At 69.3% G+C, this 23210-nt stretch carries 18 protein-coding genes and 1 pseudogene; 7 read left to right on the top strand and 12 right to left on the bottom strand.

Annotated elements, in window-relative coordinates:
- Positions 1-1002, top strand: a complete 1002-nt coding sequence (locus DPM12_RS18650) for a proline racemase family protein (RefSeq protein WP_112259863.1) — start codon at positions 1-3, stop codon at positions 1000-1002.
- Positions 1003-1102: 100 nt separating this feature from the next.
- Here the strand turns inward: DPM12_RS18650 and DPM12_RS18645 are convergent, their stop codons facing one another.
- Positions 1103-2233, bottom strand: a complete 1131-nt coding sequence (locus DPM12_RS18645) for a YeiH family protein (protein ID WP_211659131.1) — start codon at positions 2231-2233, stop codon at positions 1103-1105.
- A gap of 71 nt (positions 2234-2304) precedes the next feature.
- Here DPM12_RS18645 and DPM12_RS18640 point away from each other — a divergent pair, with 71 nt between their 5' ends.
- A complete protein-coding gene (locus DPM12_RS18640; protein ID WP_112259861.1) occupies positions 2305-3234 on the top strand; it encodes a LysR family transcriptional regulator in 930 nt (309 codons plus the stop codon).
- A 15-nt stretch (positions 3235-3249) separates the two neighbouring features.
- Here the strand turns inward: DPM12_RS18640 and DPM12_RS18635 are convergent, their stop codons facing one another.
- From DPM12_RS18635 to DPM12_RS18615, 5 genes are all read right to left on the bottom strand, one after another.
- The gene (locus tag DPM12_RS18635) at positions 3250-4065 is read right to left on the bottom strand and encodes a carbohydrate ABC transporter permease (RefSeq protein ID WP_112259860.1); all 816 of its coding nucleotides are present in this window, start codon (positions 4063-4065) and stop codon (positions 3250-3252) included.
- Positions 4066-4077: 12 nt separating this feature from the next.
- The gene (locus DPM12_RS18630; RefSeq protein WP_211659130.1) at positions 4078-5046 is read right to left on the bottom strand and encodes a carbohydrate ABC transporter permease; all 969 of its coding nucleotides are present in this window, start codon (positions 5044-5046) and stop codon (positions 4078-4080) included.
- Positions 5047-5188: 142 nt separating this feature from the next.
- Positions 5189-6526: an ABC transporter substrate-binding protein gene (locus DPM12_RS18625; protein WP_112259858.1), complete on the bottom strand. Its 1338-nt coding sequence runs from the start codon at positions 6524-6526 to the stop codon at positions 5189-5191.
- Positions 6527-6555: 29 nt separating this feature from the next.
- Entirely contained in the window at positions 6556-7971 is a 1416-nt protein-coding gene (locus DPM12_RS18620; protein WP_112259857.1) for a hypothetical protein, read from the bottom strand.
- Positions 7971-8855: an aldolase gene (locus DPM12_RS18615; RefSeq protein WP_112259856.1), complete on the bottom strand. Its 885-nt coding sequence runs from the start codon at positions 8853-8855 to the stop codon at positions 7971-7973. Before DPM12_RS18615 ends, DPM12_RS18620 begins: the two co-directional genes overlap by 1 nt.
- A gap of 199 nt (positions 8856-9054) precedes the next feature.
- Here DPM12_RS18615 and DPM12_RS18610 point away from each other — a divergent pair, with 199 nt between their 5' ends.
- The 3 genes from DPM12_RS18610 to DPM12_RS18600 are packed head-to-tail and all read left to right on the top strand — an operon-like array spanning position 9055 to position 14643.
- Entirely contained in the window at positions 9055-9861 is an 807-nt protein-coding gene (locus DPM12_RS18610) for a DeoR/GlpR family DNA-binding transcription regulator (protein ID WP_112259855.1), read from the top strand.
- Positions 9861-12305 (top strand): GH116 family glycosyl hydrolase, encoded by a 2445-nt coding sequence (locus DPM12_RS18605; protein WP_112259854.1) that lies wholly within the window; start codon positions 9861-9863, stop codon positions 12303-12305. The genes DPM12_RS18610 and DPM12_RS18605 overlap by 1 nt, the downstream gene beginning before the upstream one ends.
- Positions 12306-12315: 10 nt before the next feature.
- Complete coding sequence (locus DPM12_RS18600) at positions 12316-14643, top strand: glycoside hydrolase family 31 protein (protein ID WP_158542947.1); 2328 nt, start codon at positions 12316-12318, stop codon at positions 14641-14643.
- Between the two features lie 25 nt (positions 14644-14668).
- On the opposite strand, the gene xerD is transcribed toward DPM12_RS18600, so the two are convergent.
- From xerD to DPM12_RS18585, 3 genes and pseudogenes are all read right to left on the bottom strand, one after another.
- Positions 14669-15601: a site-specific tyrosine recombinase XerD gene (gene xerD, locus DPM12_RS18595; protein ID WP_112259852.1), complete on the bottom strand. Its 933-nt coding sequence runs from the start codon at positions 15599-15601 to the stop codon at positions 14669-14671.
- Positions 15598-16713, bottom strand: a complete 1116-nt coding sequence (gene ald / locus DPM12_RS18590; protein ID WP_112259851.1) for an alanine dehydrogenase — start codon at positions 16711-16713, stop codon at positions 15598-15600. The genes xerD and ald overlap by 4 nt, the downstream gene beginning before the upstream one ends.
- Before the next feature lie 263 nt (positions 16714-16976).
- Positions 16977-17597 (bottom strand): annotated as a pseudogene (locus tag DPM12_RS18585) (NUDIX domain-containing protein); the annotation flags it as partial.
- A 73-nt stretch (positions 17598-17670) separates the two neighbouring features.
- Here DPM12_RS18585 and DPM12_RS18580 point away from each other — a divergent pair.
- The gene (locus tag DPM12_RS18580; RefSeq protein WP_112259883.1) at positions 17671-18186 is read left to right on the top strand and encodes a TetR/AcrR family transcriptional regulator; all 516 of its coding nucleotides are present in this window, start codon (positions 17671-17673) and stop codon (positions 18184-18186) included.
- A 7-nt stretch (positions 18187-18193) separates the two neighbouring features.
- Here DPM12_RS18580 and DPM12_RS18575 read toward each other — a convergent pair whose 3' ends face one another.
- Entirely contained in the window at positions 18194-19864 is a 1671-nt protein-coding gene (locus DPM12_RS18575) for a CTP synthase (RefSeq protein ID WP_112259882.1), read from the bottom strand.
- Positions 19865-19930: 66 nt separating this feature from the next.
- Complete coding sequence (locus DPM12_RS18570; RefSeq protein WP_112259849.1) at positions 19931-21205, bottom strand: aspartate aminotransferase family protein; 1275 nt, start codon at positions 21203-21205, stop codon at positions 19931-19933.
- A 386-nt stretch (positions 21206-21591) separates the two neighbouring features.
- Between DPM12_RS18570 and DPM12_RS18565 the strand changes: the two genes are divergently transcribed.
- Positions 21592-22533 carry an IclR family transcriptional regulator gene (locus tag DPM12_RS18565; RefSeq protein ID WP_112259881.1) on the top strand — a complete coding sequence of 314 codons (942 nt, stop codon included), beginning with the start codon at positions 21592-21594 and terminating at the stop codon, positions 22531-22533.
- Between the two features lie 369 nt (positions 22534-22902).
- Here the strand turns inward: DPM12_RS18565 and DPM12_RS18560 are convergent, their stop codons facing one another.
- Positions 22903-23157 carry a helix-turn-helix domain-containing protein gene (locus DPM12_RS18560; RefSeq protein WP_112259848.1) on the bottom strand — a complete coding sequence of 85 codons (255 nt, stop codon included), beginning with the start codon at positions 23155-23157 and terminating at the stop codon, positions 22903-22905.
- Positions 23158-23210: the final 53 nt, after the last annotated feature.

Below are 23210 nucleotides of genomic sequence, written 5' to 3'. Positions count from 1 at the left end.
ATGCGATCCTCCACGCTCTACTCCGCGGTCGACTCGCACACCGAGGGCATGCCCACCCGCGTTGTGACCGGTGGCGTCGGCGCGCTTCCCGGCACGACCATGAACGAGCGCCGGCTGCACGTCATCGAGCATCTCGACCACGTCCGCAGGCTACTGATGAACGAACCGCGCGGGCACGCCGCCATGAGCGGCGCGATCCTGCAGCCACCGATCCGGCCCGAGGCGGACTGGGGCGTCGTGTACATCGAGGTCTCCGGCTGCCTGCCCATGTGCGGGCACGGCACCATCGGCGTCGCCACCGTGCTCGTGGAGACCGGCATGGTGCAGGTCACCGAGCCAATCACCACCATCCGCCTGGACACGCCGGCCGGGCTCGTGGTCGCCGAGGTCGCCGTCAGCGACGGGCACGCCGACTCGGTGACCATCGAGAACGTCCCGTCGTACACCGAGCGGCTGGACGAGACCATCGACGTGCCCGGGATCGGCGCCGTGCCGTACAGCCTGGCGTTCGGCGGGAACTTCTACGCCATGGTGGAGCTGGACCAGGTCGGGCTCCCCTTCGATCGCTCCCGCCAGCGCGACATCGCGGAGACCGGCCTCGCCATCATGCGCGCGATCAACGAGCAGGCACCGCCGAAGCATCCCGAGATCGCCGGTGTCGACCACTGCCACCACGTCGAGTTCATCGCACCCGGGTCCACCGCGGAGCACTCGCGGCACGCCATGGCGATCCACCCGGGATGGTTCGACCGCTCGCCGTGCGGGACGGGGACCTCGGCCCGGATGGCCGAGCTGTGGTCGCGTGGCGAGCTGCCCCTGGAGCGTGACTTCGTGAACGAGTCGTTCATCGGATCCCGGTTCGTCGGCCGGCTCGTCGCCGAGACGGCGGTGGCGGACCGGCCCGCCGTGGTACCGACGATCACCGGCCGCGCCTGGATCACCGGCACCGCCCAGTACATGCTGGACCCGAGCGATCCGTTCCCGGCCGGCTTCGAGTTCTAAAGCACAACTTCTTGGGGCTGCGGAACGTCCAGAGCCGGATTCGGGCCGCTGGACGTTCCGCAGCCCCAAGAAGTCGGCGATGGGCGGTGGCGAGCCGAGCTCAGAGCAGCGCGACGCCGGCGTAGGACACGGCGGCGATGAGCAGCGTCGACAGCAACCCGACGGCGAGCCCGGAGCCGCCGCGCCGCAGGATCGTCGCGAGCCGGATGGCGGCGCCCATCCCGAACATCGCGGCGGCCAGCAACGCCGTCTGGACGACGGAGGCGGCATCGAGGACGGCTGCCGGGAGAACGTCCACGCTGCGCACCACCATGGCCGCCAGGAATCCGAGAACGAATCCGGGAACCACCGGAGGACGCTTGCGGCCCACGGCAGGAGTTGCCTGCGTGCCAGACCCGCGGTTCGCGTCATGGCCGGGCTGTGGCGTGCCCGCGTGGGCCGGCCCGGCGCTGGCCCGGTCTGCGTAAGCGAGGTCGGTGCCGGCCCAGTCCGCGTCGGCACCGGGACCGTGCCGCTCCTGGCGTCGCTGCCACACGCTCAGCCCCGCGATGACCGGTGCCAGCAGGACCACGCGGGTCAGCTTCACCACAACGGCGGGGGCGAGCGCGGCCGAGCCGACCGCACCGGCAGCCGCCACCACTTGCGCCACCTCGTGGACGCTGGCCCCGACCCAGATGCCGAACGTGTCGGCCGGCATGCCCAGCGGCGCGTACAGCACGGGCATCACCACCAGGGACGCCGTACCGAAGATGGTCACCAGCGCGATGGCCGTCGCGACGTCCTCGTCGTCGCTGTCGACGACGCTGCCCGCCGCCGCGACGGCCGAGGCGCCGCAGATCGAGAAACCCGTCGCGATCAGGATGCTGCGCTGCGGCGAGAGGCCCAGAGCGCGTCCCGCCACCACGGTGCCGGCGAACGTCACGGCCACGCTCACCGCCACCACCGCGAGGACGCCGGGGCCGAGGGACAGCACCTCTGGCACGGCTAGCTGGAGCCCGAGGAGAACCACACCGGCGCGCAGCAACTGGCGGGCGGCGAATGAGAGCCCGGGACGCAGCACGGGACCGATCAGCCCGGCGTTTGCGGCGATGACCCCCAGTACCAGGGCCACCAGCAAGACACTGACCGGGATGACCCGTGATACGACGACAGCCGCTCCGACACCGGCGGCAACGACGGCGAGGCCGGGCAGGAGTGTGCGGCACCGTCCGAGCATGGGGTCTGACCTCATTCCTCTCAGTGTGGGATGCGACAGCCGCGCCCGGTAGAGAGCGATCTCGCAAGGGGTCATAGGGTGACTGCATGAGCGGTACATGGCCGGACCTGCGCAATCTCGAGCTGTTCGTCCTGGTGGCCGAGCACGGAAGCGTCGGCAAGGCAGCAGCCCGGCACCGGATCACGCAGGCGTCGGCGAGCCGGCGGCTGGACACCCTGGAGCGTGAGCTCGGCGTACCGCTGCTGGTACGCACGCACACCGGCACCACGCTCACCGACCAGGGAAAGGTGGTCGTCGACTGGGCGCGCGCCACCCTCACCGCAGCCGGCGACCTGATGGCCGGCGTCTCCGCGCTGCGCCGGGAGCGGGCCGCGTCGCTGCGGGTGGCCGCGAGCATGACCGTGGCCGAATACCTGATGCCCGGGTGGCTGATGGCCTTCCGCCGCGCATGCCCCGACGTCGAGGTCAGCCTGCGCGTGGCGAACTCCGACGCCGTCGGCGAGATGGTCGGCGACGACGACGTCGACGTCGGTTTCGTGGAATCACCGACCGTGGCGACGCACCTGAGTTCCCGGCGCGTTGCCAGCGACCGGCTCGTGGTGGTCGTGGCGCCCGGTCACCGCTGGGCCCGTCGCCGCGCCCCGGTTCCGGCCGGCGAGCTCGCGGCCACGCCGCTCGTGGTCCGCGAGCCGGGCTCGGGCACGCGCACCGCCCTGGAGCAGGCACTCCGGCGCGGTGCGCACCGGATGGCTGCGCCGCTGCTCGAACTGTCGTCCAACGCCGCGGTCAAGGTGGCCGTGGAGGCGGGTACGGCGCCCGCGGTGCTGAGCGATCTCGCCGTCGCGGGCGAGGTCCGGGACGGCCGGCTGCGCGACGTGTCCGTCGACGGCCTGGAGCTCACCCGCCCCCTGCACGCGGTCTGGCCGGGCCGCCGCCGGCTCGCCGAGCCCGCCGCGACGCTCGTGCGGCTGAGCGAACGTGCCGGTGCCACGCTTCCTCCGGCTCAACCGTCATGACTCGCCAGCCGGTGCTCATCCCTTCACCGCCCCGGCGGTGATGCCGGCCACGAAGTACCGCTGCAGGAGCACGTACGCCACCACCATCGGCAACGACGCGATGACCACGCCGGTGAACAGGAGCGGGTAGTCGGTCAGGAACTGGCCCTGGAAGTCCAGCAACGCCAGCGGGATCGTCTTCTTGCTGTCAGTGCTAATGAACAGCAGGGGGTAGAGCAGGTCGTTCCACTGGATGACGAACAGGAAGATGGCCGTGGCCGCGAGTGACGGCATCGACATCGGCATCACGATCGACCAGTACGTCCGGAACGGGCCGGCGCCGTCGACGGAGCCGGCCTCGTACGTCTCGCGCGGCAGCGTCTTCATGAAGCCGCCCAGGATGAACACCGCGACCGGCAGGCCGACGACGATGTTGATGATCACCAGGCCGATCCGGCTGTCGAGCAGGCCGAGCTGGTTGAACAGCACGTACTGGGGGATCATGTTCGCCTGCGCCGGCACGGACATCCCCAGAACCAGGAAGCCGAAGATCAGCCACCCCTTCCAGCCCGGGATGCGCGCCGTCGCGTACGCGGCCAGGCTGCCGAGCAGCAGGGTGAGGAAGACGGACGTCGCCGTCACCACGACGCTGTTGGCGAAGGCTTGGGCGAGGTTCTCCTCGTTGAGCACGACGTCGTAGTTCTCGAACGAGAACGACGACGGCAGCCCGAACGGCGAGTCGAACAGCTCGGGCGTGGTCTTGAACGAGCCGAACACGACGACGGTGACGGGAACGATCACCAGCAGGGCGTAGACCGCCAGCACCGCACCCCTGGTCATGGTGAACCGCATGCGCGCGCCTCCTCAGACGTCTTTCTGGGTGAGCTTGAGCAGCCGGCGCTGGACGATCACGATCGCCGCGATGAACGCCATGAACACCAGTGACTCCGCCGCCGCGTAGCCGAACTGGGAGTTGGTGAACGTGGAGTAGATCCGGGTCGACAGGATGTCGAGGCTGTGCCGCGGCGGGTTGCCACTCAGCCCGAGAATGAGATCGAACGCCTTGAACGACTGGATCGTCGTGTACGCCACCACGATGGCGGTGGCCGGAGCGATCATCGGCCAGGTGATGGAGGTGAACTGCCGCCACTTGCCGGCGCCGTCGATCTCCGCAGCCTCGTACAGCTCGGAGGGCACCATTTGCAGCCCCGCGATGAAGATGACCATCATCTGCCCCGCGTGGAACCAGATCTGGGTGAGCGCCACCCAGTAGATCGCTGCGGCGTCGTTGCCGAGGTACGAGCTGGTGAACTGTTCAAGCCCGACGGCCTCGAGCACGGTGTTGGCCAGGCCGAAGTTCGGGTCGTAGACGAACTTCCAGATGTAGGCGACCGACACCGACGAGAGGATGGTCGGGAAGAAGAACAATCCCCGCAGCAGCAACGATCCGGTGGTGTTGCGCACCAGGAAGATCGCCAGGAGCAACCCCAGGAGCGTCTGGAAGACCACCACGACGATCATGAACTTCAGGTTGTTGCTCAGCGCGTTCGTGAACAGATCGTCGTTGGTCGCGAGCCGCTCGAAGTTGCCCAGCCCGACGTTCTCGTAGTCGGCGCTGAAACCGTCCCAGTCGGTGGTCGAGTACTGCACGGCCTGCAGCGTCGGGATCGCGAAGAATACGATGTAGACGGCAAGGGCAGGCAGCGGGAAGAGATACAGCGCCGGGTGGACGCGTGTGGCGCCGCGGCCCTTGCGGCGGCGCTTGCCGGCCCGGTCCGCTGCCGGCGGCCGCACCGGTTGGCGGGCGGGGCCCGACTCTGTTGTCGCACTCACGAGGTCTCCTCGCATCCGAGCGGCAGGCGGGTCCGGAGCGGGCCAGTCCAGCACCGGGGCCGAGCCCGGGCCGCACGGGCTCCGAAGCGTGCCCGCTCCGGAGCCCGTGCGGCCCTGGACCCGCCTGCCTCGTGGTGAGGTCTCAGGCGTCGACGCGCTGGTCGATGATCTGCTGGGCCGCCTCCGCCGCTTGCTCCGGGGAGTCCCCACCGACCACGTCGATGCAGGCCTGCTCGGCCGCGTTGCGGATGTCCAGGTCGGTGAACTGGAACCGCGGTGCGAGCAGGGTCTGCTTCTGCAGCCATTCCTCGTTGGTGGCCAGATCCTCGTTCTCGTACTCGACATCTGTCACCGTGAGGTGCTGGGCGGTGCCGTTGGCGTACGTGCTGGCCGGCTCCGGCGCGCTCAGGAAGCGCAGGAGCTCCATGGCAGCGGCCTGGTTGTCGGAAGCCGTGTTCACACCCAGGATGAACGTCGCGTTGTGGATGCCCTCGTACTTCATCTCGTCGGCCGAGACGGTGATCGGGGCCAGCATGCCCATCGGGAAGTCCGCTCCCAGCTCCCGGGCGGCCGCGATGTGGAACGAGCCGGTGACCATGATCGCCGCCTGACCCTCCGCGAAGAGCTGCTGCGCGGGTTCCACGGCCGTCCCGGTGGCGTTGGACTGGAAGTACGGGCGCAACTCGGCGTACTGCTCCAGCGTGCGCAGGAACCAGTCGTCCGTGCACTTGTACTCGCCGGTCTCGATCTTCACGCACATGTCGTCGGACGGCGCGTTGTTCATCACCATGCAGTTGAACAGGTGGCCGGCGTTGCCGATCTCGCCACCCGGCCAGGCCATCGGGATCACGTCGGCGGCGAGCAGATCCTCGCACATGGCCAGGAAGCTGTCCCAGTCCGGCGGCGGCTCGGTGATGCCGACCGACTCCAGCATGTCCAGGTTCGTCACGGGCTGGTTGAACACCAGCTGATACGGCAGCCCGTACTGGGTGCCGTCCTGCGCTCCGGCCTCGATGAGATCCGGTTGGTACAGGTCGACGACGTCGGTGCCGGACAGGTCGGCATACAGGCCGGCATTCACCATGTCCACGAACTGGGCGCCCCGGAAGGCCACGAACAGGTCACCGATGTTGCCGCTGCGGATCCGCTGCAGCGCGCTGGACTGGTAGTCGTTGGATGGCGAGATGTCCTGGGACACGGACGCGTCCGGGTATTCCTCGGTGAACTGCGCGAACAGCTCTTCCAGGACGTCCTGGTCCTCGGCGCGCCAGTGCGCGAACGAGATCTCGCCTTCCACCGGTCCCCCGGTGGCGAGCTCGTCACCGCCGGAACCGCCCTGCTGCTCGCCGCCCTCGCCGGAGCCGGGCCCGGCACACGCGCTGGACACAGCGGACACCGTCGCGATTCCCCCGAGCCCGAGCAGCTGGAGGGCACGGCGCCGCGTGATCGAATTTCCGATGCCGGAGGAGCGTTGCGTCATGATCGGTCTCCTTTGAACCGTGGGTGGGCTTACAACTCGATGACGGGCATGTCCAGGACGTCGGCAGCGGCTCGCAGCGCCGGGCGCACGTCCGCCCACGCGAGCACGGTGTGGTGTGGAAACCCACCCGTGACGAGACTGTGCACGAAGGTTGTCGCATCGCCGTCCAGGCGGACATCCGCCGTGTTTCCCTGAAAGCGGTTGGGCGCGGGCACGGACTCCCCGGAGGAGAGCAGCAAGCGCAGGCCGGACCTGCTTGCCGGATCCGTATCCTCGGCCAGCCGCGCGATGATGACGCGACCGGTGCGCAGCGGGAAGTTGCCAGCGACACCGATCTTGCGGTTGCAGTGCACGGACTGCTCGGCTCGTGACGGGTCGGCCGCCAGCTCCGTGGGCGCCGATCCGCAGTGCCAGAACCGGACGATGTTGTCCGCGGCTTGCAGGTCGACGGTGTCGACAAGGTAGCTGGGGCCGGCGCCGAGGGCCCGCAGCAGGAGCATGGTCACCGCCCCGTAGACGTCGCGCTCGCACTGGGTGAGCACGCCCTCGTCGGCGACCCTCGACAGGGACGAGCACGGGCAGACACCGAGCCGCGTGGGGAACTCCGGCCAGCACCGGACGGCGAGGGCCGCGAGGTCCCGCCCGGCGGTGACGTCCCGCAACGCGCAGGTGACGGCCGCGTGCTGGCGAACTTCCTCCGCATCCAGGGCCGCAAGACTTGGCCGGTGCGCCGTCGCCCGCTCCAGCTCCTGCTGGCGCGTGCCGGCATCCACGCTCGCCACCTGATCGAACACGTCGTCGACCGCCATGGGGTCGACTCCCAGGCCGAAGAGCTCGTCGAGCACGCGCGGGTCGAACTCGCAGGGCGTGAAGCCAGACGGGGCATCCCCCACCACGCCGATGCGCTGGCCGTGCAGCGAGTCGAGTGCCTCGCGGACGGGCCGTTCCGCGCCGCGCGGCCCGGGTGCGTCCGGCAGCGCTGGCGGGGTGGGCAGCTCGCCGGCCAGCGCCCGATCCAGCGTGGCCCGCACCCCCGGTTCGTCGGGGTTGCCGTAGAGGAGGCGCACCTCCTGCCCGGCCCGCACCAGGGCATGACCGAACAGGTTCGCGCCACACAGCGAGTTCAGCCACAGCCGGTCCCCGACCTCGCCGGGCTCGCGGAACGCCCACAGGAGCACGGGCCGGTCGAGCCCCGAGTACAACTGCAACGCGGGGCTGGCGTCCGAGAACGACGCGCAGACGTTGACGATCAGATCGGCCCGGTGATCGACGAAGGCGGCGGCCCGCGCCACGTCGTCGGGCGTCATCACGAGCGCGTCCGGCCCGCTGACGTCGGCGCCGAGCTCGCCGAGCAGGTGCCGCGCGGCCCGCGCGCGTTCGAGCGCCGCGTCGACGGCGAACGTCGGCCGCGCGGTGGCGATGACGACGGCACGTGGCACGGTCATCACCTCCCCACCGTCTCGTCGACGATCGCGGCCAGCCGGCGCAGCCGCGCCACGGCGCGCTCGCGCAGCTCGTGCTCGACGTCCGGCGCGCCGATGCACGACGCCCACACGGCGCGCCCGGCGAGGAACCCCGAGGCCCCCTCGGAACACGCGAGCTCGACCGCATCGGGAAAGACGTCCTCGGAGACTCCGCTGGAGAGCACCACCCACGGGGAACCGACACTCGCGGTGATCTGCGCGCACCGGCGCCGTATCTCGGCGGCGCCACCCTGGCCCCGCAGCGGGACCTCGGCCTTGTAGAGATCGGCGCCGCGGCTGCCCAGCTCGGCAGCCGCCGCCAGCACTCCCTCGTCCCGGTCCCAGGTCCCGCCGGCGACCGGTGCGCGCGACACCGCCTCGACGATGCTGACAAGGCCGGCGTCGCGGCACTGCCCGGCGAATCGCTCGACCGTCTCGATGCGCTCCCGCTGACCCGCGTCCGGGCGATAGAGCACTAGCAGCTTCAGCGCGACCGCTCCGAGCCGCTTGGCCTCGTGCGGGTCCACGAGGGGGTCGATGCCGGTCCAGCCGACGAGCTCGCCGTGCGCGGGTTCGAAATGATCCGCGGCCACGATGAGGCCGCATCCGGGAGCGACCGCCCGTTCTGCCAGCACGCGGTCGAGCCCGAACTCGCGGTCGACGAGGACGGCCGACGCGTGCGGGGTGAGCGTTCGGGTTGCCGCGACCTTGAACTGCGTCAGCTGCTCGTCATCCACGGGCTCGACCTGGTGTTGGGCGAACATCTGCCGCAGCGCCTCGCGCTGGTCGACGGCGAGCATCGCGAAGGCGCCGGACGGGCGCGCCAGCTCGGACAGATCGGTCGTTGACTCCGGGCGGAACGTCATTGAGCCTCCTGGGCACGTGTGGATGTGGGAGATGCGAGAGGGGTCGCGGCGCGTCGTCGCGACGGCCTCGGCGGCGTGGTGGCCATGCCTGCACTCCGGAACGGTAGCTGCTTGAGTATGGTGGCAAATAAACATTATTCTGTTCGAAAGTCAACATCCGGTGCGAGGATCACAACATGACGCGATACCGAGGTGGCCGATGAGCAGCGGCCGCCCGCCCGGCGCACACCGGCACGGCGCACGCCGGCACGGCGCGGAGCGCAGGGCCGAGATCATGCGGTTGTTACACGTCAACGGATTCCAGTCGGTCACCCAGCTGACCGAGCTGCTAAACGTCTCCGACATGACGGTGCGCCGCGACCTCAAGCGCCTCTCCGACGCCGGCGAGCTGCGCATCGTGCACGGCGGGGCGAGCCTGCTGCACGCCACGTTGCGAACCGCCGACTTCACCAGCCGCGGAGCGCAGGAATCCGAGGCGAAGCGCCGCATCGCGCGGCGTGCCGTGAGCCTCGTCGACCCCGACGCCACGGTGGCGATCGACGCCGGCACCACGACGTTCGAGCTGGCGGCGGCACTGCCCGATCACTTCCACGGATGTGTCATCAGCCACTCCGTGCCGGTCCTGCAACATATGCTCAACGTCCCCCGCGCCCAGGTGATCGGCCTGGGAGGCGAGCTGTTGCCGACCAGCCAGGCCTTCATCGGTCCCCTCACCATCGAGGCGCTGTCCGGAGTGCGAGCCGACACCCTCTTCCTCGGTGCCGCGGCCGTCGGCGAGCGGGATCTGTTCGTCTCGACAGACCACGAACGCCCCACCAAACAAGCCCTGATCGCGTGCGTCAAGCGCGTCGTCCTGCTGGCCGACCACACCAAGTTCGGCGCGGCCGCCCCGGTACGCCTCGGCCCGCTGGAGGACGTCGACACCCTCGTGTGTGACCGCCCGCTGGAACCCGAGCTCGCGAGCGCGTTCGCCGCCGCCGGCGTCTCCGTACTCATCGCGGAGTGATGACGATGCACCCCGAACCCGACACCAGCGCACGTCGCGAGACCGGCACGCTCGCCGACGACACCGGCACGCTCGCCGACGACACCGGCGCGCACGCCACCCGGCTCGAACGTGCCCGCACGTACGGTTTCCTGACCACCGCTACCCCCGGCGCGCGGTTCGTCGCCAAACCCCGCAGCCACGACGACGGCCCGGCGCAGGGCATGTTCCTGGGGCCCATCGGCGGGCCCGCGTTCTCGCGCGATCTCACCGGGCGCTTCACCCGCTGGCACCTGGAGCCCGGAACCCACGTGCTGGCCGACGTCGACGCCGCGTTCCTCGCCCTCCACTGGGTGCAGGACGGCGAACATCACCACGTACGGTTGCGCGCGGACGATGTGACCGGGCACGAGACGGCGGTGCTCTACCCGGTGTCGTACGAGCGCTTCTCCGGTGCGAAGCTGCCGTTCTCCGTGACGTTGTCGGCGTTCTCACCGGTGATCCCCGGGCTGGAGGCGGAATCGGCGCTGCCGGTGGTCGTCTTCGACGTGCAGATCGAGCCCCTACCCGGGTCGGGTTCCCTTCCGGCCGTCGACGTCGCGCTCTTCTGGCCGAACCTGAACGGCTGGAACGCCACGCCGGTCACGACGGCCGATCGAGGCGATCGCGCGTGGCCCGGCCAGCACCACGCCGGCAACATCAATGCGGCCGCCGACGCGCCGGTACCGGGCGCATTCGTGCTCCAGGAGCGCGTCGCCGCGACGGCAGCCGTGGCGGAACCCCGGAGTGTCTGTGTCAGTGCCGGTGGCAGCGCGGACTGGTTCTCGCGTCAGGTGCAGTTCAAGACCGATCAGAATGCCACGGGCGTACCGGACGAAGAGCAGTACTTCACCATCGGTGCGATCGCCCACACCTTCGCGACGACGGGACGGCTTGGTGTGACGCCGGACGGGAGCTGGCCGGCACACTGGCACGAGCCGATCGGATCGGCGGTGGCGGCACATACCGGTGCCGGGCGAAGCCGCGCCGGGGCGCGCTTCGTCGTCGCCTTCGACTGGCCACGTGTGCGGTTCGGCGCGGGCCGCACCTGGCGGCGGCGCTACGCGGCCACCGGGTCCCCGCCCACGGCGATCGAGCTGGCCGTGACGGCGCACCGGTCCGCGACGCGCTGGCTCGCCACGATCGACGCCTGGCACGAGGACACCCTGCGCCGCCTGGAACGCGCCGGCTGGTCACCGTCCGTGGCCGGGTGCGTGGTCAACGAGCTCGGCCTGCTGGGCGCGCTGGGAAGCGCCTGGGTCGACGGCACGCTCCCCGGCCACGAGCAGCCGGCGCACGCGGTACTGCGCCAGTCCGAGCATCTCGGCGTGCTCGAAGGCTTCGACGAGGGGTATTACTATTACAACACCAGCGACCTGTGGCATTACGCGTTTCCCGCCGTCTCGCTGCACTGGCCGCGCCTGGCCGGCGTGGTCTTCGGCGACCTCGCCGACGCCCTTGCCGGGGAGGACGCCCGCGAACGGCCGGTCTACCGGGTCGCCGAGAACCGGCCGATGCTGCGTGCGCACACGCTCCCGCACGATCTGGGCTGCGCACAGGAGGACCCGTTCGTGCAGCTCAACGGGTACGTCATGCGTGACGACCCGAACACCTGGCGCGACCTGACCCCGGCGCACGTGCTCGCCCGATTCGTGCACGCGCGGCTCACCGGACAGCCCGTGGATGACGACTCCTGGCGGCGGCTGACCGCCGCGGCAGAGCTGCACGCCGACATCGCGGACCGCGGGCACGGGGCACCACGGCACGACGAGTTCGGCGATTCGACCTGGGACAATCTCGCCCTGCGCGGGCATTCCACCTACACGGCGGCACTGAGCACCGCGATGTGGTCGGTGCTCGCCCACGAGAGCCAGGAACGCGGTGCGGACCCGCACGTGTACGAGCGCCGCCGCGCGGCCGCGGCAGGCGTGCTGTCGCAGCTGTGGAACGGGGAGTTCTTCCGGGCGGCGTCCGAGGGGAAATACGTCGACGCGATCATGCCGGACTCGGTCTTCGGGCTCTTCCAGGCCGACCTGTGCGGTGTGCCGACGGGCGTGGACCGGGACCAGCTGCGCAGCCACCTGCGCGCGGGCTACGAGATCTGCCACTTGGGGTACGACGGTGGCCGCGTCGGGCCGCTTCTCATCGGTGAACGCGAGCTGCGGCACTACTCGCGGGACGGTGGCGAGGAGCTGCAGGTGAACGAGGTCCTCATCGGATCCGGCTGGATGTTCGCCGCCATGCTGCGGCACTACGGGCTGGCCGCCGAGGCCGACGACGTCGCCGGCAGTTTGCGTGAGGTGCTCTATGGCCACAGCGGCCTCCAGTTCCGGACACCGGCAGCGGTGGACAGGTACGGCCGCTTCCGGGCGCCGTTGAACCTGCGCCCGCTCGCCGCGTGGTGGCTCGCCGTTCCCGGCCACTGAAAGGATGATCATGCCGGATCCGTCTACGTCCATCCTCCGCCAGGTCACCGGCGTCCGCTCCGGAGAGAGCGACGTCGAACTCTCCATCGCGGCCCGGCCAGCCGGGACGGTGGGCCGCATGCCCGGCTACCTCACCGGCGAATCGCTGGCCGAGCAGGGCATCGAGACCACGTTGCCGAACTTGCCGGAGCTCGAGCTGCCGCCCGCCGATCCGCACCCCTACGCGGTGCGGATCTCCTGGGTGGCGCCGGACACGGTGCGGATCACCGTCGCACCACCCGGTGCCGGCGTGCTCGCGGACGACGGCACCTGGCTCGGCGTCGTCACCGATCCCGGAGCCGCGAACGTGCCGGTCACCGTCGCCGACACCGGCCGCGCCGTCGTCGTCGAGAGTGCCGCGCTGCGGGTGAGCATCGACCGGGAACGGTTCGCGCTTCGCCTCGACGACGTCGCCACCGGCGCGGAGATCCTGCGCACCGCCGAGCGGCTACGCCAGGCCGCCGGCCTCCCCGTCGCGCCACCCGTGCTGGCGAATCGGGACGGCATCACCCTGAACCTGGAGCTGGGACCCGGCGAGGACATCCTCGGATTCGGCGAGCAGTTCGGCCGGCTCGTGAAGAACGGCCAGCGGCTGGTGCTGCGCTGTGAAGACGCGCTCGGCACCGGGACCGGGCTCGCCTACAAGCCGGTTCCGGTCTGGCACTCGTCAGCCGGATACACCGGGTTCGTCAACACCGGTGCCGTCGTCACCGCCGACGTCGGGCATTCGATGCCCAGCGTGTTCGGCCTGACCGTCGCCGACGACGCGCTCGACCTCTACGTCGTCGGCGGTGGCGGCCCACGCGAGCGGCTGCGTTCCTACACCGCGCTGACCGGGCGAGCCACCGTCCCGCCACTGTGGGCGTTCGGATACTGGATGGGCCGCTGCCGCTACCACTCGCGCGAGGAGATGCTCGATGTGGCCAGCCGCGCGCGCGAGCTCGGCGTCCCGCTCGACGTGCTGCACTGCGACCCGGACTGGCTCGTCGTCGACCGGCTCAACTGCGATTTCATCTGGAACGAGGAGCGTTTCGGCAACCGCCGGCAATTCGTCGAGGATCTTGCGGCGCTGCACACGCGGCTGTCCGTGTGGGAGTTGCCCTACCTTGACCCGGCGTCGCCCCGGTTCGCCGAAGCCGAGAGCAAGGGATATCTCGTACGCCGCGCGGACGGCGAGCTCGCGGAGATCGACAAGACACCCGCACCCGACGGCCGCCCGCGCATGCTGGTGGACTTCACCAATCCCGACGCCGTGGCCTGGTGGCAGGAGATGCACGAGGAGTTCCTCGCCGATGGCGTCGCGGTGTTCAAGACCGACTTCGGCGAGGGGCTGCCCGACGGCACCACCCCGCACGGCGGGCTGCCGGGCCACCACGCGCACAACCTGTACCCGCTGTACTACAACGGCGCGGTGTGGGATGCCGTCGCGCGAACGACCGGCCGGTCCGCCCTGGTGTGGGGCCGCAGCGGCTGGGCCGGCTCGCAGCGCTACCCGGGTCAGTGGGGCGGCGACGCGGAGTCCACCGTCGCCGGCATGCAGGCCACGCTGCGCGGAGGGCTCTCCTACGCGATGTCCGCACCCGGTTTCTGGAGCCACGACATCGGAGGCTTCTACGGGCCCGAGCTCACGCCGGAGCTCTACGTGCGCTGGACCCAGTTCGGCGCGATGTCGCCGCTGATGCGCGCCCACGGCCTGCGCCCGCGGGAACCGTGGAGATTCGGCGATCGGGCGCTGGAGATCTGCCGGCGGTGGATCCGGCTGCGCTACGAGCTGCTGCCGTACCTGTGGCAGGTGGCACACGAGTCCGCCCGCAACGGCTGGCCGGTGCTGCGCCCGCTCGCGTTCGAGTATCCTGACGATCCGGTGGCCGCCGGGATCGACGGGCAGTTCATGCTCGGCTCCGAGCTGCTGGTGGTACCCGTCTTCGACGACGGCGACCCGGCCGTGCGGCGGCGCTTCTACGTCCCGGCGGGACGTTGGACCGACGTGCTTACCGACGAGACGGTCGAGGGGCCGGCGTTCCTTACCCGCGAGGTCCCCCTGGAACGGATCCCGGTGCTGGCCCGCGACGGCGCGATACTCCCCCGCGTCCCGGTGGACGGGCACGTGCGCCGTACCGATGACCTGATCGGCCGTCCGTGGACGCTGCACGTTTACGGCGACGGCGACGTGGCGGATCGCGAGCTCACCGGCTTCGACGGGCATTCCACCCGGGTCACCGTCTCGGGCGGCACCGTCACCGCCGAGGGTTCCCAGCCGGTGTCCGGGCGGGCACGGCGATCCGGAATGTCCAGCTGAGACCGGCACCGTCGCCGTGGCGTCTTCAGCCCTGCGCCCGTGGATGCGCCGCCGCGTAGACCTCGCGCAGCTGCTCGACCGTCACGAGCGTGTAGACCTGCGTCGTGCTCACCGACGCGTGGCCGAGCAGCTCCTGCACCACCCGCACGTCGGCGCCGCCGTCGAGCAAGTGGGTGGCAAAGGAGTGCCGCAAGGTGTGCGGGGACACCGTCGCCGCCAGGCCCGCCCGCTCGGCCGCCGCCCGCAGGACCGACCAGGCGCTCTGGCGCGACAGCCGCCCTCCCCGGGCATTCAGGAACAGCGCCGGCGTTCCCTTGCCGGCTTCGAGCAACACCGGGCGCCCGCGCACCGTGTACGCCTCGACGGCATCGCGCGCGTACGAGCCGACCGGCACGATCCGGTCCTTGCTGCCCTTGCCTCGCAGCAGCACGGTGCCCGCCTCGAGGTCGATGTCGTCGCGATCCAGCCCGACGGCCTCCGAAATCCGCGCGCCGCACCCGTACAGGAATTCGAGCAGGGCACGGTCGCGCAGCGCCCGCGGCCCGTCCCCGACGGAGGCCGCCTCCAGCAGGCGCTCCACCTGATCGAGCGGGATGGCCTTGGGCAGCCGCCGCGGAGGTGTCGGCGGGCGCACCGAGCCCGCCGGATCGGCGACGGTCATCCCCTCGCGGCACAGGAAGCGGTGCAGGCCGCGCACGGCGACGACGGTGCGCGCCGCGGAGCTGGTGCCCAGCGGCGGATACGTCTCGGTACCTTCGCGCAGGCTGCGCAGGAATGTCGTGACATCTCCCTCGGTGATGTCCGTCGGCTCGGCACGGCCAGCATCGCGCAAGAAGTCCAGGTACCGGCGCAGATCACGCCGATACGACGCCAGGGTGTTGGCTGCCAGGCCACGCTCGACCGCCAAGTGGTCGAGGTAGGCTCCGACCGCCTTTTCCAGACCGGTGGTCTCGCTCAGTTGAGCACCTCATCCAGGTCGGTCACGGCAAGCCCGTGCGTCTCGGCCACGGGTGCGTACGTGAGCTGACCCGCGTGCGTGTTCAGGCCGCGAGCGAGCGCCGGATCGGCACGCATCGCCTCGCGCCAGCCACGATCGGCCAGCTGCATGACGTACGGCAACGTGACGTTCGTCAGCGCGTACGTCGACGTGTGGGGCACGGCACCAGGCATGTTCGCCACACAATAGAACACGGAGTCGTGCACCCGGTAGGTCGGCTGATCGTGGGTCGTCGGCCGCGAGCTCTCGAAGCACCCTCCCTGGTCGATCGCGACGTCGACGAGCACGCTGCCAGACCGCATCCGGGCCACCATGTCGTCGCGGACCAGCACCGGCGCCCTGGCACCGGGCACCAGGACCGCGCCGATCACGAGGTCGGCATCGAGGACCGCGCTCTCCACCTCGTACAGGTTCGAGGTAACCGTCTGCATCCGCCCGCCGTGCACGGCTTCCACCTCACGGAGCCGGTCGACATCCTTGTCGACGACCCACACGTCGGCCATCATGCCCGCGGCGATCACGGCGGCGTTCATGCCCGCGACGCCGGCACCGATGACGACGACGCGTGCCGCGCGCGTGCCGGGTACACCACCGAGCACGATGCCCCGCCCTCCGTGACCGCGTTCCAGGAAGTGCGCGCCGACCTGGGTGGCCATCCGCCCGGCGACCTCGCTCATCGGGGCGAGCAGCGGCAGGTGGCCGTTGTCGGCCTGGACCGCCTCGTAGGCGATTCCGGTGATTCCCGAATCGAGGAGCGCCTGGGTGCACTCCCGGGATGCGGCCAGGTGCAGGTAGGTGAACAACACCTGGTCCGGGCGCATCCGGGCGTACTCGTCGGCTACGGGTTCCTTGACCTTGCAGACGAGATCCGCCGCGCCCCAGATGTCGTCCGGTGAGCCGAGTATGCGCGCGCCCGCGGCGGCATACTCGTCGTCGTCGATCGAGGAACCCCACCCGGCATGGGTCTCGACCATCACCTCGTGACCGTGCCGCACGAGCTCGTGTACCCCGGCCGGTGTCATGGCCACGCGATACTCGTTGTTCTTGATCTCGGTAGGAATGCCGACGCGCACGACGATCCCTCACTATCCCGCTAGGCGACTCCACTGTCTACCCGCGCATCTCCGGCCCCGTCAGCAGCCTTGCGCCGAAGTCTAGATCAGCCCCTCCCCTGACGTCTCATCGCGCACGTGGCAAGACGTCAGGGGGAGCACCGATCTCAGCCGCCGGCGGTACCGCCGGGCATATCTGGCGCGCCGTTCTGCCGGCCGTTCTGCGGGCCGATCCGTGTGCCGTCGGGCGCGCCGTTCTGTGTGCCGTCGGGCGCGCCGTCAACGGCCTGCCAGGGCGCGTCCGGGCGGCGCAGCGCGTCGTAGCCGCCGTCGTGGCTGGCAGCCCACGCGGCCAGAGCACCGACACACACGATTGCGTTCTGGATCCGGCCGGCCAGTGCGGCGTCGACGAGCCGGGGCAGCGGCTGCCACGAGACGGGCATGTCGGCCTCCTCGTGGATGCCGTTGTAGCGCTCGCCGTAGGCGACCTCGGTGATGCCGCGGGCGAGGTAGATGCGTACCGCCTCATCCATCGTGCCCGGCGAGCTGAAGATATCGGTGAGAACCCGCCAGTCGCGGGCGCGGACGTGGCCCTCTTCGTAGAGTTCGCGCTGGGCCGCCTGGAGTGATGGCTCGCCGTCGACGTCGCGCAGGCCGGCGGGCAGTTCGTAGAGCCGGTAGCCCACCGGATGCCGATACTGCGAGATCACGAGCACCCGCTCCTGCTCGTCGAGCGCGACGATCGCCACGGCGCCGGGGTGGACGACGACGTCGCGGGTGAAGGTCGCGCCGTCGACGGGCGAACGGACGGTGTCCTGGCGTACCGAGATGATTGCGCCCCCGAAGACGGTCTGCGAGGCGTCGACGGGCCAGCGCTCCGGCCGGTCCTGCAATGCGTCATTCACGACGCCCTACCCTACGCCCCTCCCCTTCCGCTGATCATGAACACTAGTCAGCCACATAGGACGGATAGTGTTCATGATCAGCCTCGACGCACTCCAGACGATCCTCACCGAGGACGGCATGCACGCCGTCACCCTCGATGCCGTCGCCGCCGCCGCAGGGGTCTCGAAGGGTGGCTTGCTCTACCACTTCCCCAGCAAGGAAGCGATGCTCGACGCCTTCGTCCAGCGCATGTGCGACACGGCCGAGGCCGAGTTCGCCGAGGCCGAGCAGGCGGACGACGTCGTCGCCTCCTACCTGCGGGCGTCCGCTCCCGGCGACACCGAGGCCGCCCTGCTGTGGTCACTCATCGCCACCTTGCGGACCAGCGACGTCGCCACGGCCGAAGCCCGCCAGTTGGTCACCGATTTCTTCGCCCGATGGGAAGAGATACTCCATCGCAAAATCGACGATCCGGTCATCGCCGACATCGTCTGCCTCGCCGGCGACGGCATCTACCTGCGCGCCCTGGCCGGGCTCTCGATTCCCGACGACGAAACCCTCGCAGCGATCACCGACCGGCTCGCTCGCCTCGCGGGCACGCGCCCGTGACGCGGTGTCAGGAACTCGCGGGCTCGACGTCGACAGGCAGCTGGGTCTCTTGCTGGCGCCGCACCGCGGCCGCGACCAGACCCCGAAACAGCGGATGCGCGCGGGTCGGACGCGACTTGAGCTCCGGATGCGCCTGCGTGGCCACATAATACGGGTGCACGTCCGCTGGCAGCTCGATGAACTCGACGAGCCGGCCATCGGGCGACGTGCCCGACACCACCATGCCCGCACCGGTCAGCTTCTCGCGATACTCGTTGTTCACCTCATAGCGATGGCGGTGCCGTTCGGCCACCCGTTCCCGGCCATACAGCTCGCGTACCTGCGTGTCCTCCGCCAGCAGCGCCGGGTACGAGCCGAGCCGCATCGTGCCACCGAGATTGCCCTCTCCAGCCACGATGTCCTTCTGGTCCTCCATCGTCGCGATCACGGCGGCCGAGGTGTCCGGGTCGAATTCCGACGAGCTGGCATCCACCAGCCCCACGAGGGTGCGCGCGTACTCGATCACCATGCATTGCAGGCCCAGGCACAGGCCCAGTGCGGGAATGCCGTTCTCTCGCGCGTAACGAGCTGCGCCCACCTTGCCTTCGATACCGCGTACCCCGAATCCGCCCGGGAGGCAGACGGCGTCGACGTCGCCCAGCCGTGCCGCCGCACCCTCCCGGCTCTGGCACTCGTCGGAGGGCACCCAGCGGATGTTCACCCGGCAGTCCTCGGCGAATCCACCGGCTCGGAGCGCCTCGGTCACCGAGAGGTAGGCATCGGGAAGATCGATGTACTTGCCCACCAGCGCCACGGTCACCTCGTGCTTGGGCCGGTGGACCCGGCGCAGCAGCTCCTCCCACGCCGTCCAGTCCACATCCCGGAACGCCAGTCCGAGGCGCCGCACCAGATATGCGTCCAGGCCCTCCGAGTGCACCACCTTCGGGATGTCATAGATCGATGGCGAATCGACAGCGGCGACGACCGCTTCCGGCTCGACGTCGCACATCAGGGAGATCTTGTCCTTGACGCTCTCCGGAATCGCCCGGTCCGCCCGGCAGACCAGCGCGTCCGGAGCGATTCCGACCTGGCGCAGCGCCGCCACGGAGTGTTGTGTCGGCTTCGTCTTCAGCTCGCCGGAGGGAGCCAGGTACGGCACCAGCGACACGTGCAGGAAGAAGCAACGATCCCGGCCGACGTCGTGCCGCACCTGCCGGGCCGCTTCGAGGAACGGCAACGATTCGATGTCGCCGACGGTCCCGCCCACCTCGTGGATGACGACGTCGACCTCGGGGCCGCCCATGGCGAGCATGCGTTCTTTGATCTCGTTGGTGATGTGTGGGATCACCTGCACCGTGTCACCCAGGTACGCACCGCGTCGCTCCTTGGCGATCACATCGGAGTACACCTGGCCCGTGGTGACGTTGGCGAATCGGGTGAGATCGCGATCCAGGAACCGCTCGTAATGGCCGATATCCAGGTCAGTTTCAGCGCCGTCCTCGGTTACGAAGACCTCGCCGTGCTGGAACGGGTTCATCGTCCCGGGATCAACGTTGAGATAGGGGTCGAGCTTCTGCATCGTCACCTGCAGGCCGCGTGCCGTGAGCAGGTTCCCGAGGGACGAGGCGGTCAAGCCCTTTCCGAGCGACGAGGCGACGCCTCCGGTCACAAAGACATGTTTTGTTGGCTGATTTCCCACGGGCCTCCAGCCTAACAGCCCGTCGAGTATCCGTACGGAAAACGCGCCGACGAACGGCACGGGTTGTCAGCTCCAGTCGTTCAGCGCCTTGGCGAACCTCAGCAGCGTCGCGTCCAGTTCTTCGGAGCCATGACAGACCGATACGTACCACACGCCCCGCCCGGCCACCCAGAGCCCGTGATCGACGAGGACGCCGGCGAGCTTCTGGTAGCGCTCGAGGTCCAGGCGCTGCAGGCTGCGATAGTCAGTGACGCCCTCGTCGCCGAACGAGACATGGAAGGCAGCGGGCAAGCCGGCCACGCGCAGCGGCAACCCGTGGGATTCCGCGCATTCCCGCAACCCATCCATCAACGCCGTGCCGTACTCTTCGACGCCCGCGTAGGGGGACTCGTTTCGCAGGTAGGTGAGCGACGCGATCGTGGCCGCGGTGGCCATGACCGAGGCGTTGAACGTACCGGAGTGGTTCACCGTGCCCGAACCGAACCACTCCATCAGGTCACGGCGCCCCACCAACGCCGCGGCCGGCCAGCCACCGGCCATCGCCTTGCCGTACGTCGCGAGATCGGGCCGCACGCCGTAGCGGCCCACGGCGCCGTCGAGCCCGACACGGAAGCCGGAGATGACCTCGTCGAAGATCAGCACCACGCCGTACTGCGAGCACAGCTGGCGCACCTTGTCCAGGTAGCCCTCGATCGGCTCGATCACGCCCGAGTTGATCATGATGGGCTCCATGATCACGGCGGCGATCTCGTCCCGTCCGTGCCGCAGCACCTCGGCGAGCACATCGATGTCGTTCCACGGCAGCACCGTGAGATCGTCCAGATGACCCGGCACCTGGCCGGCGCTCGCCGCCCGCCACGACCCGTCCGGGCCCGGCGCGGCCAGCACGTTGTCCAGCCAGCCGTGGTAATGACCCTCGAAACTGATCACTCCTGTGCGTCCGGTCACGGCGCGCGCCAGGCGCAGCGCGGCCTGCACCGCTTCGGTACCCGACACGCAGAACCGCACCATGTCCGGCCAGCCGAGCACCTCGCAGAGCAGCTCGGACGCCTCCACCTCGAGCGGATGCTGGCCAGCGTAGATCGTTCCCTTCCGGCTCGCCTCGTCGACGGCGTCCAGCACGGACGTCGGCGCGTGCCCCAGAAAGTTCGGCCCCTGCCCCAGCAGGTAGTCCACATACTCCTCACCATCGACGCCATACAGCCACGCACCGCGCCCCTCGGACACGTATGCCTGCGGCCCCACCAGCCGGATGTTCGAGTGCACGCCTCCGGGTACCCGCTGATTCGCGCGGCGGTGAAGCTCGCCGGAGTGTGGATGGTTCGACCTATCGCTGTCCATGTACCTGCTCCTGTCCAACTCCCGCCCAAGCTCCCGTGCACGCCACGGAGCTGCACCCGCCCGCACGGCACCGCGGTAGTACCGAGACCACCAGAGAAGAGTTTCTTTGAATGGAACAATCTATCCATTTATAAGGGCACATTACGCACGCGGTGGTACACCGTCAAGGTCGAAAGACGCCATTCATGCGGGGGCGAATTTCGCCGGTTAATCCGAAAGTCGCTGATGTGCATCGATGCACCTTAAGGCTGGCCCCTGGGCAGCACAATTCGGACCGACTAGACTCTCAAACGTTGAATTCGTTTCACGAAACTGTGGGAAAGTGACCCAGCAACATGCACAAGGGCGGAGCCACGACGGGGCAAATGGATCAAGGGGAGAAATACATGACCGACGAAACGAACGAAAGCCCGACAAAGCGTACCGAGAACGCAGAAGACAAAACGATAGATGATCACACGGACGACCCTCCTGACTCCGCGGAGGGCGAGCAGCTCGAGGGAACCGGTGACGACTCTGACTCCACCGAGCCCGCGCGGGGTGAAGGGGCCCGTGGCGGGCGCGACTACACGCAGCGCTCCGTCGTGCGCGTTTGCTCCATCCTGAACATGCTCCAGCGCGAGGTCGACGGCGTCACGCTCAACGAGATCGTCGAGGCCACCGGCCTCGCCAAGCCGTCGGCGTTTCGGTACATGTGGACGCTGGTCCGGCAGAGCTACGTGGAACGCGACGAGAAGGGCCTGTATCGCCTCGGACTCGGATTCGCCGGCTTGCAGTCGCGCCAGCTCGAGGCGTTGCGCGAGCGCACTCGCCCGCACCTGCGCGCGCTGGGCAAGGAGTTCGAGGAGACGGCCAACCTGGGGCTGCTGGACAACGACGCCGTGCTGTATCTCGACGTCGTCGACTCCCCGCTGGGCGTCCGCCTGTCCTCGCCACCAGGGTCACGCGATCCACTGCACACCACCGCGATGGGCAAGGCCATCTGCTCGACGCTTCCCGAGGAACAGGCCCGCGAGATCCTCCGCCGGGCCGGGCTTACCGCGATCACCCCGAAGTCCATCACCAATCTCGATGACTTCACCGAGGAGCTCGCCCGGGTGCGCAAGGACGGCTACGCCGTCGACGACGGCGAGAACGAGCGAGACGGTCGCTGTGTCGCCGTTCCCTTGCTCGGCACCCGTATCCCGGCGGCGATCAGCATCAGCGCCCCGGCATTCCGGTTCGAAGGGCGCCGAATCGAACGGGCGGTGGAGAAGCTGACCGAGGCAGCCGAACTGATCGCTCCCCGCCCCGCCGAGGTGGATCTCAGCGGTGGCGACGACGACTGATCGATGACGGGACAGATGACGGGAGAACCGGTCCGGACCACCGGTGATCACCCGACATACCCGTTCCGATCAGCAATGTCACGTTCTGTACCACGGCCGTCACTACTAGTTCGCGGGAACGAATTTCGGTGAGTCGTTGAGGATCTGCGCAAGTAGGTTTAACGTGGCCTCATTGACATCGGGGAGGGGCAGCCGCAGCGGTGGTCTCGGGCCTCGACGTCGTCAGGGAATGATGGGCGACGCGGACCCGAGGCCACTGCGGCACACGGGGGTTGTGCCGGACAGATGGGCTGCACCTGGAATCGATCACAGGTGGACTGCACCTGATCGATCAGGACTGACAATCTAGCGCCGGCGCGGGCGACGGCGCTAGCTGTCGGCGCCGGGCAGGGTCTCCGGTGTGGCGTCCTCACGCGCCAGCGGGTTCTCCTTCACCCACCGCGCGGTTTCCTGGTGAGCACGTTCGATGTACTCGTCCAGCCGGTCGGGATGAACGCGCCACTGCCCACGGCCACCCATCTTCATCGCCGGGAGCTCTCCGCTACGGACCAGCGCATACACTTGCGCCTGAGAGGTATTGAGCACCTCGCTGACTTCGTCCAGAGTCAGTAGTTTGAGGTCCATATGGGACAGATTACCGATGGATGATCAAATTCGCCACTCACCACTCGTGACCA

The sequence above is a fragment of the Phytoactinopolyspora halophila genome (assembly GCF_003287285.1).
Classification (GTDB): domain Bacteria; phylum Actinomycetota; class Actinomycetes; order Jiangellales; family Jiangellaceae; genus Phytoactinopolyspora_A; species Phytoactinopolyspora_A halophila.
The sequence above is the reverse complement of the archived record's forward strand: the minus strand, read 5'-3'. Positions and strand labels throughout refer to the sequence as shown.